Here is a 15,784-nt window from a genome sequence, read left to right on the forward strand (position 1 = left end):
CTGTTGGCTTAGCTGCCCAGACCGGCGGCGAGCACGGTGACCGCGCGGCGGTTCTTGGTGTAGCAGGCCTCGTTGCTGCAAATCTCGATCGGGCGTTCCTTGCCAAAGCTGACGACGCGCAGACGGTTGGGGGCGACGCCCTGAGTGATCAGATATTCCTGCACGGCGTTGGCGCGGCGCGCACCCAAGGCGAGGTTGTATTCGCGGGTGCCCTGCTCGTCGGCGTGGCCTTCGATCACGGCGGTGAAATCGCGATTGGTCATCAGCCAGTTGGCCTGACCGTCAAGCGTGGATTGTGCCGTTGCATTGAGGGTGGGTTGGTCCACCTCGAACAGCACGCGGTCGCCAACGGCCTGCTGGAAATAAGCCGCCGACGTCGGGTCCTGCGCCGACCCTGCAAGGCCAGCCCCGGCACCGTTATTGAGATCGACGGAATTGCCGTTGTCGAAGCGATCAGGATTGGTACAGGCGGCCAGTGCCAGCCCTGCACAGAGGATCAGTGTCTTGCTCAGATAGGTCATTTTAGCCCCATTCGGTTTCTGCCTTGGCCGTTAATATCACAGCCTGCGCCCCAAGGAAACGCAGGCCTTGTCTGTTCAATTCTGGAGCGGCGACCACGACGGGTCGCTCGCCCCGGTGTTGGTGGGCACGGCCTTGAGGTTGCGCCCGGTGATGTCCACCGAATAGAGGCTGGCCTGACCCTGCGCGCCTTGGGTCTCGCGGGTGAACATGATCACGCGGCCATTGGGTGCCCATGTCGGGCCTTCGTCGAGGAAAGAGGCGGTGAGCAGGCGTTCTTCGCTGCCATCGGTGCGCATGACGCCGATGTGGAACCGGCCCTTGGATTGCTTGGTGAAGGCCACGAGATCGCCCCGCGGCGACCAGACGGGCGTGCCGTAGCGCCCCTCGCCAAAGCTGATGCGCCGGGCCTCGCCGCCGCCTGCGGACATGACATAGAGCTGCGGTGTGCCGGAGCGGTCGCTCTCGAACACGATCTGGCTGCCGTCGGGGTTATAGCTGGGCGCGGTTTCGATCGAGGGGGCGGTGGTCAGCCGGGTGCTGGCCCCGCTTCCGACGTCCATGGTGTAGAGATCGGTGTTGCCGCCCTGGGTCAGGGAATAGACCACGGTGCGCCCGTTGGGGGCAAAGCGTGGGGCAAAGCTCATGGTGCCGTCGAGTGTGGGCAATTCACGGCGGCCAACATTGGCGACGTCAAGGACATAGATCCGCGGAAAGCCGGTCTCGTAGCTGGTATAGAGCACCCGGTCGCCGGTGGGGGAGAAGCGGGGTGCCAGAACGATGCTGGCACTATCCGTCAGATATTGCGTATTGGCCCCGTCATAATCCATGATCGCCAGTCGCTTGGCGCGCTGGTCCTTGGGGCCGCTTTCGGCGACAAACACAACGCGGCTGTCGAAATAGCCGCCCTCGCCGGTGATCCGGCTGTAGACCTGATCGGCAACCTTGTGGGCGATGCGCCGCCAACCGTCCTGTGTGCCGACCAATTGCTGACCAGATCCCAGTTCCTGACCGGAGAAGACATCATAGATGCGGAATTTGGCGACGATGCGCCCGGCCCCATCGGTGCTGACCGCGCCCGTGATCAGCGCCTGCGCGTTGACCGCGCGCCAGTCGGCATATTGCACCGGGCTTTCGAAGCTGGTGATCCGGCTGATATGCGCCTCGGAGGGGATCTGGCGAAAGAGGCCGGTGCCCGACAGGTCGGCCGCGATCACGCTGGCGATGTTGCGGCCGAGTTCCTGACCCGCCGCGCTGTCCGACACGAAATCAGGCGCGGCAAAGGGCATCGGTTCGATCACGCCTTCGGTGATCTCGATCCGAAGCGGGCCGTTGCCCTGCGCCAGTGCGGGCATGGCCCAAAGCGTGAGGGCTGCAAGGAGGGTCATCATAAAGCGCATCATTTGATCCTCATACTCTCCGGATTGAATGTCATTTCGATGTCACGCCACTGATCGTATTTGTCAGCAGGTAGGTTAAATCCATTGGCACCGCAACGAATGATGGCGCGGCGGGCGGCCTCGAAGGCCTGACGGGCCGCAGCGTCAGCGCCACCCGAGAAACTGTCCATGCGGATCGAGCCATTGTCTGGCCTGCCATCCTCGCCCATTCGGACCGAAACCACAACCGTTGTGCCCAGCGCCTCGGTGCTGAGAGAGCCCACGTTCCAGCATTGCTGCACGGCGACGCGGAGGGCGTCCTTTTCGCCCGATGTCAGAGGCGGGCCGCTGGGGGCTGTGTCGGTCTGCTGGCTGGCGCCAAGGGCGGCGGCGAGCGCGTCATTGACGGCGCTCTGATCGGTGGCGGGCGCGGTGGCGGTGGGTTTCGGTGTCTCTGTCGCGGCGGGTTCCGGGGTCTCGGCGGGGGCCGGGGTTTCGGCCTGTTCGACGGGGCGCGCGGGGCGTGGTTTGGGGCGCAACGAGGAGGTGGGCGCGGATTGCTCCGGCTCTTCGGCCTCGGTCACGATCTCGGTGGCGGCCTCTTCGGGGGCTGTGGCCTCGGACGGTTCTTCCTGAACCTCGGCCCCTTGGTCGGGGGTGACGTCGGGTTGCGCCACATCGTCGATGCGCACATCCGGCTCTGGCGGTGCCACGGCCTCGGGGGCGACGCGGGGGACCGGGCGCGGCTTGGGGCGGGGCGAGACCTCGGGCACCACGACGGCCACGTCCTCTTGCGGCACGTCCATCACGGGTGCTGTGTCTTCGACCTCGGCGGGCGCGGGTGGGGTGATCTCGGACACATCCGGCGCGGGATCGGGCGGGACGCTTTGCTGAGCGTCGGGCGGCGTGCTCTCGGGTGCTGCATCCGGCGTAGAGGCAAGCGGCGGGGCGGCATCGCCCGGCGCGGGGGGCTCTGGGGTGTCGATATTGGCGACGGCCTCGGGCGAGGTCGAGCGCGCGACGAGGGCGGCAAAGTCTTCGGTGGAAATGGTCGTGGCTTCGACCACCTCGAAGGGTGGTGGATCAGAGCGGAACACGCCCCCGAACAGGGCCCAGCTGATCAATGCCAGATGGCCCGCGCCCGATATGATCTGTCCGGTGTTCACCAGATGCGCCCCTAGCCGCCCTGCCCGTCAAGCGCCGGGCCGCCAGCATCTGTGACCAGCCCGATATTGCCAAAGCCGCCGCGATTGAGCGCGCCCATGACCTGCATCACTTCGAGATAGGGCACAGCCCCGTCTGCGCGCAGGAAAACCCGCGTGCTGTCGCGCTCGGTGGCGATGGCGCGCAGGCGGGCGATCAACTCGTCACGCGGCACCTCTGTGGTCTGGATCATCACGACACCGTCGGCGGTGACGGTGACGGTCAACGGCTCTTCTTCCTCGCTTGGGAGGGAATTCGCGGCGGTCTTGGGCAATTCCACGGGCACGCCCACCACCATCAGCGGCGCGGCGACCATGAAGATGATCAAAAGCACCAACATCACGTCCACAAAGGGCGTGACGTTGATTTCTGCCATCGGACGCGAGCGGCCGCGCCCGCGCCTGCGACGCCCTTGATCGCCCGATTTCTGAACGACACCCGCGCCCATGGTCTAGCTGTCCAACTGTCGGCTGAGGATGGTGGCGAATTCGTCGGCAAAGGCCTCGTATCCCGCGACGATGCGGTCGGCATCGGCGCTCAGCTTGTTGTAGAAGATCACCGCCGGAATGGCCGCGATGAGGCCAAGGCCGGTGGCCAAGAGCGCCTCTGCGATGCCCGGTGCGACGACGGCAAGGTTGGTATTCTGCTGCTCGGCAATCTCGATGAAGGCGTGCATGATGCCCCAGACCGTGCCGAACAGGCCGATGAAGGGTGCGGTGGAGCCGACTGTCGCCAACACCTGAAGCCCGCTCTGGAGCCCTTCGGATTCCTTGGCGATGGCCACATCCATGCTGCGGTCGATCCGCGCTGTGGCCCCGGCGATCAGGTTGCCATCATTGCGATGACTACGCCGCCATTCCATCATCCCGGCGGCGAAAATCCTCTCGGATTGTCCGGCGGGATCGGGGCCGATTTCGTCGAAGAGACCATCGAGCGGCTCTCCGGACCAGAATCGGCGGTCGAAGATTTCGGCTTCGAGCCGGGCCTTGCGGTAGACGATGATCTTTTGAATGATGATCGACCACGACCAGAATGAGGCCACGATCAACATGAACATCACAAGTTTGACGATGAAGGTGGCGCGCGCAAAAAGCGCCCACATGGAGAAATCCATCTCCTGTGCCAATGCCAGGGTTTCTGCTTCCATTTGCCTGCTCTTTATGTGTCTGGCCGTTTTCCGGCCTTATTGCGAGGCAAACTATCCTATTTGTATGGGGAAAGCCAACACCATCCGATGGTTCACGCGGGTTTCAGGCGAATTTCGCGCAAGGATCAGGCGGATAATTGCCGGATCATGCCGCGCGGCTCAGGCTTTGCCTTCCGATTGTGCTTCGAGCAGCATGTAGCCGCGCCCGTGCACCGTCTTGATGCGGCGGTTGCCCTCATCACTATCAAAGAGTTTGCGGCGAAGGCGGCTGATAATCCCGTCCACCGACCGGTGGCTGATCGACCAGTCGCTGCCATGCACGGAGTTGATGATCTTGTCGCGGGACAAGATGGCATTCGTATGGGACGCGAGCACCATCAGGACGTCGAACTCGAGCGTGGTCAGGTCGACAAGACGGCCTGAAACATTGACACTGCGGACCACGCCGCAGATTTCCATGTCGTCGACACGGCGTAAATAGCGATCAGGCAGGGGCCGCGCGCCGCCCTCTTGCAGCGGTGTGATCACGGTCCGACGCAACACCGAGCGGACCCGCGCGCAGAGTTCTCTGGGGCGAATCGGTTTGGCGAGGTAATCGTCGGCCCCCATTTCAAGCGCCATGACCGTGTCGATCTCGTCATTGGAGTTGCCCATCACGATCACGCCCGCTGCGGATCTGTGACGCAGGTCGCGCGCTATTTCATAACCATCAAGTCCACGGTAACGGGTCGCAACCAGACAGATGTGAACCTGATGCCGCTCGACGGTTGCCAGAACGCTGTCATCCGGGCCGCATGAAACGGTCTCGAAGCCCTCATCCGCAAGCCGGTCTGTCACGAGCGAATGAGTCGTGCGGTCCTCATCCAGAACCAGAGCCCTGAGTGGCATTCTTGTCTCGCTTTGAGTCTGCCCGCACCTCTCCGGCGCGCGTGCCGATGGCGAAATGGGGGGGGGTAAAACGGAAAGCCGGAGGACAAAAGAACATGCCGCGGCGCTCTGGGATCAGACCGGTTGGTCCCGATACTCACAAAATCGTGAAGAGGCATATAGAAGTAATCTTTGGAGCACAACCCACACTAGAAAACATTTGGTAATCCTAGGAAACAGAACCTTAAACGGCTTCGCCCGATTGTGGACACAATCGAAGATGATCCTCTCTGTGTTGCAGATCGCAACGGGATACAATCATAAGACTATGGGGTGCATGTTATGACTATTCAGTTCTTTACCCCGCGCGGACCGGGGAACGAGGTTCTCAGACTGCCGAGTTCTTTGCGGCGCTCCGTTAAATGGTTGCCGCAGATTGGTGACACATTTCCTGATTTCACTGTGGATACGACCCAGGGTCCGTTGCGGTTTTGGGACTGGGCCGAGGGGAGTTGGGTCCATCTGTTCAGCCATCCCGGCGCCTATACGTCGGTTTGTACGACCGAGCTTGCCGCCCTTGCCGATTGTTCGTCGGAGTGTCAGGCGATCAATCTCAAGAATCTGGCGCTGACCGGGGCCACGGTCGAAGACCAACGCGCTTGGCACGAGGATATCCACAAGCTATTTGGCTGTGTCGTCGATTTTCCCGGCGCGAGCGATCTAAACCTGAAACTTTCCCAGCTGTTCGGGATGGTTCATGACAAGCAGGAGGTGTCACGACCAATCCGCAAGAGCTTTCTCATTGATCCGGCCTTGCAGGTGCGGCTGATCTTTGAGTATCCGACCTATATCGGGCGCAACATTGATGAGGTTTTGCGCGTGACCAAGGCGATACAGCTACACGACAGAACCGGCGCGTACACGCCCGCTGACTGGGACCATGGGGATCTCGTGATCGTCCCTGACACGCTCCCGGAATCCGAGGTCAGACGGCATTTCGCCTCTGACTCGGTAAGACTCACACCCTATTTGCGGGTGGTCGAACCGAAAAGCCACCTCAGGCTGGTGTCAGGGACGCAGAAGCAAGGGTAAGCGCACAGGCTGACCAGAAGGCCCCACGCACACCACCGTCACCACGGCCTGCAAGAGCCGCTCTGTCCCGCGCGTCACGGTCTGTTCCATCACCAGACGTGCGGCGGTGACAGTGATGGTGCGGGTCTCGACCTCGAGCAGATCGTCGAAGCGCGCGGGGGCGAGAAAATCCATCTCGACCCGGCGGACCACAAAAATCGTGCCCGCCGCGCGCATGGCGTTCTGATCAATGCCAAGGTCGCGCACCCATGCGCTGCGGGCGCGTTCGATGAATTTCAGGTAATTGGCGTGATAAACGATCCCGCCCATGTCGGTATCCTCGTAATAGACGCGGATGGGAAAGACATGCGGCGGGCTGGTCACGGGCTCTGTCCTGTTTGGGATGCAGGTGCAGCAAAGCACCCTCCGGGGCTGCGCGCAAGAGCCGCGGTTTCACGACGTGGAAAATCGTCACAAGCTGGGTTGTGGCGCGCGGAGGTGGCCGTATATTACGCGAGATCAACTGAAACGGCGCAAAAATTGCACCCGCAACGTGGTGCTGTAGCCGAGGCAGATAACAGGGACAGGGGGGCAGGACACGCATGGAGAACGCCGGAGGCTTTTTGCCGATCATCGCGGTGCTGCCCTTTTTGGGTGCGCTTTTTCCGGGGTTGATGATTCAGGCAGGGCGAAACACCTGCGCTGCCTTTACCGCCGCTCCGACGATCCTTGCGCTCATCTTGCTGTTGCTTTCAGCCCCTGCGGTGATGCGTGGCGACGTGCTGACCTTTGGCATCGACTGGCTGCCGTCCTTGGGTCTGAACGTGAATTTCATGCTGGATGGGCTTGGGCTGCTGTTTGCCGGGATGATCCTTGGCATCGGCCTGCTCATCATCCTCTATGCCCGGTTCTATCTGTCGCGCGAAGATCCGATGGGGCAGTTTTACACCTATCTGCTGCTGTTTCAGGGCGCGATGGTGGGGATTGTCCTGAGCGACAATATCCTGTTGCTGCTGGTGTTCTGGGAACTGACCTCGCTGTCGTCGTTTTTGCTGATCGGCTACTGGAAGCATCTGCCCGAGGGGCGGCAGGGCGCGCGGATGGCGCTGACGGTGACGGGTCTGGGCGGTCTTGCGATGATCGCGGGCATGCTGATCCTGGGGGATATCGCCGGAAGCTATGACCTGAGCGTGATCCTGACGCAGAAGGACGCGATACAGGCAAGCCCGATGTATCTGCCGGCGCTGATCCTGATCCTGTTGGGCTGTTTCACCAAATCGGCGCAGTTTCCGTTCCATTTCTGGCTGCCGCATGCGATGGCCGCACCGACGCCGGTCTCGGCCTATCTGCATTCGGCGACGATGGTGAAGGCGGGGCTGTTCCTGATGGCGCGGATGTGGCCGGTGCTGGCGGGCACGCCGGAATGGTTCTGGATCGTCGCCTCGACCGGTCTCATCACTATGGTAATGGCGGCCAAGATTGCGCTCTTCAAGGATGACCTGAAGGCGCTCTTGGCCTTTTCGACGGTCAGTCATCTGGGTCTGATCACCATGCTTCTGGGATTTGGCACCAAGATGGCGGCGGTCGCGGCGGTGTTTCACATCATCAACCACGCAACCTTCAAGGCGGCGCTGTTCATGACCGCAGGCATCATCGACCACGAGACTCACACCCGCGACATCAAGCGGCTGGGAGGATTGCGGCACCTCATGCCGATCACCTTCGGGATTGCCACCATCGCGGCGCTGTCGATGGCGGGCGTCATCCCGCTCAACGGGTTCCTCTCGAAGGAAATGATGCTGGAAGAGGCGACGCACACGGTCTGGTGGGGCAATCCCTGGCTGGTTCCCGCTCTGGCCACGATTGGTACGCTCTTCTCTGTGGCCTATTCACTCCGCTACATTGCTCATGTCTTTTTTGGACCGGAGCGGAGCGATTACCCGTCTCATCCGCATGATCCGGGATTCGGCATGTGGGCGGCCCCTGCCTTTCTGGTGGTGCTGGTCATAGGCATCGGCGTGGCGCCGTTTCTGGTCGAACCGCTGGTCAAGGTCACAGCCGGCGCCGTGACCGGCGGCGGTCTGCCCGACTTTCATCTCAAGATCTGGCACGGGCTTACATTGCCCCTCCTCCTGTCGGGTCTCGCATTTCTGGGCGGCGCCATCCTGCTGGCCCTGCATGCACCGCTGATGCGGCTCTGGCTGGCCACGCCGCGCCCGGAGGCCAAGGTGATCTTTGACGGGATCACGCGGGCGGCGACCCGAGCGAGCACGGTCTTGACCGATGGTGTGCACAACGGCGCGCTGACGCGCAACGGCGCGATTTTCGCGGTGACGGTGATCGGCGCGGGCCTGTTGGCCTTTACCGGCGGCAGCATGGCCGAGGCGACGCGGGCCCCCCTGCCGATTACGATGCTGCCTGCGATTGGCTGGCTCTTGCTGGTGCTGGCGACGATCTGTCTGGTGGCGTTCCATCGCAACCGCTTTCTGGCGCTGGTGCTGATGGGGATTGTGGGCCTGATCGTGTCGATGGGCTTTGTCTATCTCTCGGCCCCGGACCTTGCGCTGACGCAAATCTCGGTCGAAGTGGTGACGATCATCCTTCTGCTCTTGGCGCTGAATTTCCTGCCGCGCGAGACTCCGATCGAAAGCAGCGTCGCACGGCGGATGCGCGATGCGGCGATTGCCGTGGTGGGTGGCGTTGCCGTTACCGGCCTGACCTACGCCATTCTGCTGCGCGATTTCGCAGCCGAGAGCATTTCGGTCTTTCATCTGGCCAATTCCTACAAGGGCGGCGGCGGCACCAATGTGGTCAATGTGATTCTCGTCGATTTCCGTGGCTTTGATACCTATGGCGAGATCATCGTTCTGGGGATCGCGGCGCTGGTGATTTTTGCGCTGACCGAGACCGTGCTCAAGGGCCCCGGTGGGCGCTGGCTGTCGACGTGGAAGGCACAACGTTATGCCGAGGCGGGTGACCGTCACCCGCTGATGATGGTGGTCGCCACCCGCGTGATGATGCCCATCGCACTGATGGTGGGCGCCTATATATTCCTGCGCGGCCATAATGAGCCGGGCGGCGGGTTTATCGCCGGTCTGATCGTGGCGATTGCGTTTCTGATGCAATACATGGCCTCGGGCTTTGCCTGGGCGGAGTCGCGGCAGCGTGTGACCTATCATGCGACCATCGGTGTAGGGGTTCTGATCGCCTCTGTGACCGGGATTGGCGCCTGGCTGGCCGGGCGTCCGTTCCTGACCTCGGATTACGGCTATCTGCATTTCCCCCCGATCGAGGAATTCGAATGGGCCACGGCGATGGCGTTTGACACCGGCGTGTTCCTGACCGTGGTCGGGGCTGTGATGCTGGCGCTCAACAGCCTGTCGAGCATGGCGCGGCGCACGGGGGAAACGGTCAACGTCTTTCCGATGGACATCAACCCGGCCCGCAATGACGCGCCGTCCGAGGGGGAGGCCTGATATGGAACTTTTGTTTGCAAGCGCAATCGGCCTCTTGACCGCCGGGGGACTCTATCTGGTGCTGCGGCTCCGCAGTTTTCCGGTGATCATCGGCATTTCGCTGCTCAGCTATGCGGTCAACCTGTTCCTGTTTGGCACCGGGCGGCTGGTGGTCGATATGCCCCCCGTTTTGCAAAAGGGGGTCGAGACCTATACCGATCCGCTGCCGCAGGCGCTGGTGCTGACGGCCATCGTGATTTCATTCGGCATGACAGCCGTCGTGGTAATGCTGGCGCTGGGATCGTTTCTCTCGTCGCGCGACGACAGTGTAAATATCGGCCCCGAGACGCCGCCCGAGCAGGAGAATGAGGCATGAGCCACTGGATTATTGCCCCGGTCGTGCTGCCTGCTGTGCTGGCCGCGATCCTCACGCTGGCAATGCGGCATCATCCACCCTTGCAGCGGGTGTTTTCCATCGCAGGCGTTGCGACCGTGCTGGTGGTGGCGATTGGCCTGACGATGCAGGCATCAAGCGGGGCAATCGAGGTCTATGAACTGGGCAACTGGCCCGCGCCCTTTGGCATCGTTCTGGTTCTCGACCGGCTGTCGGCGCTGATGGTGCTAGTGACGGCGGTGCTGGCGCTGGTGGTGCTGCTCTATGCCGTGGGCACCGGATGGGACCAACGCGGCAACAATTTTCACGCGCTCTATCAGTTTCAGTTGATGGGTATTTTCGGCGCGTTTCTGACCGGCGATGCGTTCAACCTCTTTGTGTTTTTTGAGGTGCTGCTGATTGCCTCTTATGGTCTGATGATCCACGGCGGCGGGCGGCGCAGGCTGAAGGCGGGCGTGCAATATGTGATCTACAATCTGCTTGGCTCGACCCTGTTTCTCTTTGCGCTTGGCACGCTCTATGCGGTGACGGGCACGCTCAACATGGCCGATCTCGCGGTGCGGGCGGCGGAAATTCCGGTTGAGGATGGGGCGCTGTTGCGCGTCGGTGCCGTGCTCCTGCTCTTGGTCTTTGCGATCAAGGCCGCGCTTTTGCCGCTGCATTTCTGGCTGCCTGAGACCTATGCCGAGGCCCCTGCCCCGGTGGCCGCCCTCTTTGCCATCATGACCAAGGTGGGGGCCTATTCGATCCTGCGGATGTATACGCTGGTGTTTGGCCCCGATCTGGGGGCGACAGCCGATCTGATTGATCAGTTGTTGATCTATGCGGCGTTGATCACGCTGGTGGTTGGGATGGTCGGTATTCTCGGGGCGAAACGCCTTGGGCGACTGGCCGCGTTCGCTGCTATCGGGTCGATGGGCACGATGCTGATTGCGCTGTCCGGGTTCCGGCCCGAGACGACGGCGGCGGCGCTCTATTACATGATCCATTCGACACTGACGGGGGCGCTCTTGTTCCTTGTGGTCGATCTGGTGCGCGAGCGGCGTGGGCCGATGGGTGGCGCGATGCAGCCCGGACCACGCATGGCGCAGCACGGGATGATCGCGGCGCTCTTCTTTGGCGCGGCGATTGCTATGGCAGGGATGCCGCCGCTGTCGGGATTCGTCGGCAAGCTGCTCATTCTCGATGCCGTGCGCGGGATGGATGAGGTCTGGTTGATCTGGGCCGTGATCCTTGTCACCTCGCTGGTGGCGATCGTGGGCTTTGGTCAGGCTGGCAGTGCGATTTTCTGGAAGGTGGCGCCCGAGACCGGCGAAGAACCGGCCCCTGCCCCACAACCTGCGTTGCCGTTGGTCGCGTGTTTTGTGATGCTGGGCGGGATCGTGGCGCTGTCGGTGCTGGCCGGTCCGGTGATGGGGTATATCGAGGCGACGGCGGTGCAGTTGCACACGCCCGAGGGCTATATCGCCGCCGTGTTGAACGGTGGTTGAGAGAGGAAAGACGATGCTGCGCAAGATCCTGCCCCATCCGTTCCTGACACTGGCCCTGATCGTGGTCTGGCAGATGCTGGTGAACAAGCTGACCTTTGGCAATCTGGTGCTGGGAACAATCCTCGGGTTGATCATCCCGGTGATCACCTCGCCCTACTGGCCCAACCGGCCGCGCCTGTCGAGCCTGCCGCGAATCGTGGAATATGTGCTGATCGTGCTCTGGGATATCTGCGTCGCCAATGTGCAGGTGGCGATGATCATCCTGTTCAAGACCAATGCCAACACCAAGCCAGCCTGGATTTCGATTCCGCTCGAGCTTCGGACACCGGAGGCGATCACGGTGCTGGCGGGCACGATCACCATGACGCCCGGCACGGTGTCGAGCGATCTGTCGGCGGATGGCCGCAGCCTGCTTGTGCATTGTCTGGATGCGCCTGACCCGGATGCGGTGCGCGATGACATCAAGGCGCGCTATGAACGCAGGCTCATGGAGATTTTCGAATGATCGAATACACGCTCTTTTTCGCCTTTGGCTGTTTCGGGCTGGGATTGCTGCTCAACATATTCCGGGTGATCAGCTCGCCCACCGTGGGTGACCGGATTCTGGCGCTGGATACGATGGTGGTGAACATGATCGCATTGCTGGCGCTGTTCGGCATTCTCAAGGGCACGACGATGTATTTCGAGGCCTCGATGATCATTGCCATGACCGGCTTTATCTCGACTGTTTCATACACGCGCTTTTTGCTGCGCGGCGATATCATCGAATAGGGGGCGGATCATGGTAGTGGATATTCTCATTTCGGCCTGCCTCGTGATCAGCGGCGTGTTTGGCCTGGTCGGGTCATTTGGGTTGATCAAGCTGCCCGATCCGATGATGCGGCTGCATGCGCCGACCAAGGCGACGACCCTGGGTGTGGGCGGGGCGTTGGTTGCCTCGATGTTGTTTTTCTATTTCAAGGTCGGGCAGCTTTCGTTTCACGAATTCATGATCGTGTTGTTCCTGCTTCTGACCGCGCCGATCACCGGGCATTTCATTGCCAAGACGCATCTGCATCTGTTGCATAAACCCGGCGATTTGCCGCCAACTGGCACAGATCGACCTTGGGCCAGTTATGAAAGCGATGCCGAACGGGCGCGGATCGAGGCCGCGGCAGCGGCAGCGGAGGCAGAAGAGGTGACGCGCTAGGGTAGAGGCCGTGCTCGTGAGGGCGACATTGGCCCCAAGCGGTGAGTCGCGCGATCACTGGGCCGGGGACTAGCGATTCGACCATGGGAACTGCCACTTTATGCCAGAAAATCCCGTATAACCTCAAAGAGTTGCGTGACCCCTCCAAATCGCTAGGCCGCCGGACGGCCCAGCGATCGCGCGGCGCCCTTCGGGCTTGATTCCGCGCGGCTTATCGCTTGGGGCCAATGTCGCCTTCACGCCAAACTCACCCCAGCCGCGCGCCTGTCGCCGTGTCAAACAGATGCATATTGGCAGGCGAAATCGAGAGTCGCAGGGTCTCGCCACCATGCGAGAGCGCATGCACCCCCGGCAAGCTGGCGGTAAAGCCTTGGCCCGTGGCCAGTTTGCCGTGCAGCAGCGTGTTGGCACCCAAGGGTTCGGCGAGCAAGACCTGCATCACAATTGCGCCCTCTGGGTCGGGCGTCAGATGCTCGGGTCTGAGCCCGAGCATGACGGGACCGATATGGCCTGTGGGATTGGGTAGGCGCATGTCGCCGAGCCAGAGCGCGCCGTCGCGCCCCTCGACCTCGAGCACATTCATCGACGGGCTGCCGATGAACTGCGCGGCAAAGAGCGTCGCGGGGCGTTCATAAACGTCCAAAGGCGTGCCGATCTGTTCGGCGCGGCCCGCATTCATCACGATCATACGGTCGGCCATGGTCATCGCCTCGACCTGATCATGGGTGACATAGAGCGATGTAATGCCCAATTTCGCCTGTAATTCGCGGATTTCCAGCCGCATCTGCACGCGCAGCTTGGCATCAAGATTTGAGAGCGGTTCGTCGAACAGGAACACCGAGGGCGCACGCACGATGGCGCGCCCCATGGCGACACGCTGGCGCTGACCGCCCGAAAGCTGCCGGGGTTTGCGATCAAGGAGTTCGGTCAGTTGCAGGAGTTTGGCCGCGTCAGCCACCTTGGTCGCAATCTCGGCTTTGGGCAGGCCCGCAATCTTGAGGCCATAGCCCATGTTCTGCGCCACGCTCATATGCGGATAGAGCGCGTAATTCTGGAACACCATGGCGATGTCGCGGTCCATCGGTTCGAGATCATTGGCGCGGCGGTCGCCGATGCGCAATTCCCCCTCGGTGATCGTCTCGAGCCCCGCGACCATGCGCAGGAGGGTGGATTTGCCACAGCCAGAGGGTCCGACGATGACGATGAATTCTCCATCGGCCACGTCGAGGCTGACACCCTGAATGACCTCGGTCGGACCAAAGCGTTTCTTGATATTGTCGAGGGATACGGTTGCCATATCGTCTATTTCTCGCTGTCCACAAGGCCGCGGATAAAGAGTTTCTGCATCGAGATGACCACCACCACCGGCGGGATCATTGCAAGGATCGAGGTGGCCATGATCACCGGCCAATCGGCCACGTCATCGCCCGACGGGAACATCTGGCGGATGCCCATGACGATGGTGTTCATCGAGGGGTCCGTGGTGATCAGAAGCGGCCAGAGATATTGATTCCAGCCATAGATGAAGAGGATCACGAAGAGCGCCGCAATGTTTGTCCGGCTCATCGGCAGGAGGATATCCCAGAAGAACTGCATCGGGCTGGCACCGTCGACGTGGGCCGCTTCGGCCAATTCATCGGGGATGGTGAGAAAGAACTGGCGAAAGAGAAAGGTCGCGGTGGCAGAGGCGATGAGCGGAAAGATCAGACCCTGATAGCTGTTGAGCATGCCAAAGCCAGCGATCACCTCATAGGTGGGCACGATGCGCACCTCGACGGGCAGCATCAAGGTGAGAAAGATCAGCCAGAAGAACATGTTGCGCCCCGGAAAGCGGAAATAGACGATGGCAAAGGCCGAGGTGAGCGAGATGATGATCTTGCCCACGGCAATGCCCACCGCCATGATCAGCGAGTTGCCCAGCATGGTCAGCACCGGCACGTTGACGCCCGCAAAGAGGGCTGCGGTGTAGTTCTCGATCAGTTGGTCACCGGGCCAGAGCGGCATCGGCGGGCGCACGATTTCGGGCTGCGTGACGGTCGAGGCCACGAACGCCAGCCAGATCGGGAAGAAGATCACCAATACGCCCGCAATCATCACCAGATGCGTGAGCCAGAGGCCAAAACCGCGCCGCTCGACCATGCCTGTGATCTCGCGGGCCATCAGTAATGCACCCGTTTTTCGATATATTTGAACTGCAGCACGGTGAGCAGGCCGACGACCAATAGGAGGATCACGGATTGCGCCGCGCTGGAGCCGAGATCCTGACTGACGAACCCGTCGGAAAACACCTTGTAGACGAGGATGGTGGTGGATTGCTGCGGTCCGCCGGCGGTGATGGTGTGGATCACGCCGAAGGTCTCGAAGAAGGCGTAGACGATGTTGACCACCAGCAGAAAGAAGGTGGTGGGCGACAAGAGCGGCAGCACGATGGTAAAGAACCGCCGCCAGAAGCGCGCGCCGTCGATGGCGGCGGCCTCGATGATCGAGCGGGGCACGGCCTGAAGGGCGGCAAAGAAGAACAGAAAATTATAGCTGATCCGCCCCCATGCAGAGGCGGCGACGACCAATCCCATCGCTTCGGTCCCGTTCAGCACATGGTTCCAGTCATAGCCCAACTGCCCCAGATACCACGACACCACGCCGACGCGGGTGTTGAACATGAACATCCAGAGCACCCCGGCGATGGCCGGGGCCACCGCATAGGGCCAGATCAGCAGCGTGCGGTAGGTGCCAGCCGATTTCACCAGCCGGTCGGCCATGACCGCGAGAAACAGCGCCGGGATCATCGACGCCAGAGTGACCAGCGTGGAAAACACCGCCGTGGTCAGGAAAGACGCGCGGTAATAGGGGTCCCCGAGCAGGTATTCGAAATTTCCAAGCCCCACGAATTGCGACGAGAGGCCGAAGGGATCGGGAATGAAGAGCGACTGCCAGACCGCCTGCCCTGCCGGATAGAAGAAGAACACCGCAGAGATAAACACCTGCGGGGCAATGAGGCAGAGCGGCAAGAGCCAGCCTTTGAACGTGACACGTTTTTCCATGCGCGGTCAGGGGCCGGTTGCCCGGCCCC

General features: G+C 61.6%; 17 protein-coding genes. 7 read left to right on the top strand and 10 right to left on the bottom strand.

From position 1 onward, the window contains the following. Positions 1 to 8: 8 nt before the first annotated feature. From pal to ROS217_RS04465, 6 genes are all read right to left on the bottom strand, one after another. Positions 9 to 521, bottom strand: coding sequence for a peptidoglycan-associated lipoprotein Pal (gene pal / locus ROS217_RS04440; protein WP_009816477.1), 513 nt, complete (start codon positions 519 to 521; stop codon positions 9 to 11). 75 nt (positions 522 to 596) lie between these two features. Further along, positions 597 to 1,922, bottom strand: coding sequence for a Tol-Pal system beta propeller repeat protein TolB (gene tolB / locus ROS217_RS04445; protein ID WP_040650358.1), 1,326 nt, complete (start codon positions 1,920 to 1,922; stop codon positions 597 to 599). Continuing rightward, positions 1,919 to 3,064: a biopolymer transporter TonB gene (locus tag ROS217_RS04450; RefSeq protein WP_009816479.1), complete on the bottom strand. Its 1,146-nt coding sequence runs from the start codon at positions 3,062 to 3,064 to the stop codon at positions 1,919 to 1,921. Before ROS217_RS04450 ends, tolB begins: the two co-directional genes overlap by 4 nt. A gap of 11 nt (positions 3,065 to 3,075) precedes the next feature. After that, positions 3,076 to 3,549, bottom strand: a complete 474-nt coding sequence (gene tolR / locus ROS217_RS04455) for a protein TolR (RefSeq protein ID WP_009816480.1) — start codon at positions 3,547 to 3,549, stop codon at positions 3,076 to 3,078. Positions 3,550 to 3,552: 3 nt separating this feature from the next. Beyond that, positions 3,553 to 4,248: a protein TolQ gene (gene tolQ / locus ROS217_RS04460; RefSeq protein WP_009816481.1), complete on the bottom strand. Its 696-nt coding sequence runs from the start codon at positions 4,246 to 4,248 to the stop codon at positions 3,553 to 3,555. A 159-nt stretch (positions 4,249 to 4,407) separates the two neighbouring features. Further along, the gene (locus ROS217_RS04465) at positions 4,408 to 5,136 is read right to left on the bottom strand and encodes a response regulator transcription factor (RefSeq protein ID WP_009816482.1); all 729 of its coding nucleotides are present in this window, start codon (positions 5,134 to 5,136) and stop codon (positions 4,408 to 4,410) included. 321 nt (positions 5,137 to 5,457) lie between these two features. On the opposite strand from ROS217_RS04465, the gene ROS217_RS04470 reads away from it, so the two are divergent. After that, positions 5,458 to 6,207, top strand: a complete 750-nt coding sequence (locus ROS217_RS04470) for a redoxin domain-containing protein (RefSeq protein WP_083781512.1) — start codon at positions 5,458 to 5,460, stop codon at positions 6,205 to 6,207. On the opposite strand, the gene ybgC is transcribed toward ROS217_RS04470, so the two are convergent. Further along, entirely contained in the window at positions 6,184 to 6,570 is a 387-nt protein-coding gene (gene ybgC, locus ROS217_RS04475) for a tol-pal system-associated acyl-CoA thioesterase (protein WP_009816484.1), read from the bottom strand. The two genes, ROS217_RS04470 and ybgC, sit on opposite strands and share 24 nt — an antisense overlap. Positions 6,571 to 6,788: 218 nt before the next feature. Between ybgC and ROS217_RS04480 the strand changes: the two genes are divergently transcribed. Genes ROS217_RS04480 through ROS217_RS04505 form a run of 6 tightly spaced genes read left to right on the top strand, consistent with a single transcriptional unit; the run spans position 6,789 to position 12,714 of the window. Next, complete coding sequence (locus tag ROS217_RS04480; protein ID WP_009816485.1) at positions 6,789 to 9,662, top strand: monovalent cation/H+ antiporter subunit A; 2,874 nt, start codon at positions 6,789 to 6,791, stop codon at positions 9,660 to 9,662. 1 nt (position 9,663) lies between these two features. After that, complete coding sequence (locus tag ROS217_RS04485) at positions 9,664 to 10,017, top strand: Na+/H+ antiporter subunit C (RefSeq protein WP_009816486.1); 354 nt, start codon at positions 9,664 to 9,666, stop codon at positions 10,015 to 10,017. Further along, positions 10,014 to 11,525, top strand: coding sequence for a monovalent cation/H+ antiporter subunit D (locus ROS217_RS04490; RefSeq protein ID WP_009816487.1), 1,512 nt, complete (start codon positions 10,014 to 10,016; stop codon positions 11,523 to 11,525). The genes ROS217_RS04485 and ROS217_RS04490 overlap by 4 nt, the downstream gene beginning before the upstream one ends. 13 nt (positions 11,526 to 11,538) lie before the next feature. Next, the gene (locus tag ROS217_RS04495; protein WP_009816488.1) at positions 11,539 to 12,030 is read left to right on the top strand and encodes a Na+/H+ antiporter subunit E; all 492 of its coding nucleotides are present in this window, start codon (positions 11,539 to 11,541) and stop codon (positions 12,028 to 12,030) included. Continuing rightward, positions 12,027 to 12,296 carry a K+/H+ antiporter subunit F gene (locus tag ROS217_RS04500; protein WP_009816489.1) on the top strand — a complete coding sequence of 90 codons (270 nt, stop codon included), beginning with the start codon at positions 12,027 to 12,029 and terminating at the stop codon, positions 12,294 to 12,296. The genes ROS217_RS04495 and ROS217_RS04500 overlap by 4 nt, the downstream gene beginning before the upstream one ends. 10 nt (positions 12,297 to 12,306) lie before the next feature. Then, a complete protein-coding gene (locus ROS217_RS04505; RefSeq protein ID WP_009816490.1) occupies positions 12,307 to 12,714 on the top strand; it encodes a Na+/H+ antiporter subunit G in 408 nt (135 codons plus the stop codon). Positions 12,715 to 12,961: 247 nt separating this feature from the next. Here ROS217_RS04505 and ROS217_RS04510 read toward each other — a convergent pair whose 3' ends face one another. From ROS217_RS04510 to ugpA, 3 genes are read right to left on the bottom strand one after another with little or no spacing between them, the layout of a single operon-like run. After that, positions 12,962 to 14,011 (bottom strand): ABC transporter ATP-binding protein, encoded by a 1,050-nt coding sequence (locus ROS217_RS04510; RefSeq protein WP_009816491.1) that lies wholly within the window; start codon positions 14,009 to 14,011, stop codon positions 12,962 to 12,964. Positions 14,012 to 14,016: 5 nt separating this feature from the next. Further along, positions 14,017 to 14,853 (bottom strand): sn-glycerol-3-phosphate ABC transporter permease UgpE, encoded by an 837-nt coding sequence (gene ugpE / locus ROS217_RS04515; protein ID WP_009816492.1) that lies wholly within the window; start codon positions 14,851 to 14,853, stop codon positions 14,017 to 14,019. A 20-nt stretch (positions 14,854 to 14,873) separates the two neighbouring features. Continuing rightward, positions 14,874 to 15,755: a sn-glycerol-3-phosphate ABC transporter permease UgpA gene (gene ugpA, locus ROS217_RS04520; protein WP_009816493.1), complete on the bottom strand. Its 882-nt coding sequence runs from the start codon at positions 15,753 to 15,755 to the stop codon at positions 14,874 to 14,876. Positions 15,756 to 15,784: the final 29 nt, after the last annotated feature.

This window comes from Roseovarius sp. 217 (assembly GCF_000152845.1).
GTDB lineage: Bacteria > Pseudomonadota > Alphaproteobacteria > Rhodobacterales > Rhodobacteraceae > Roseovarius.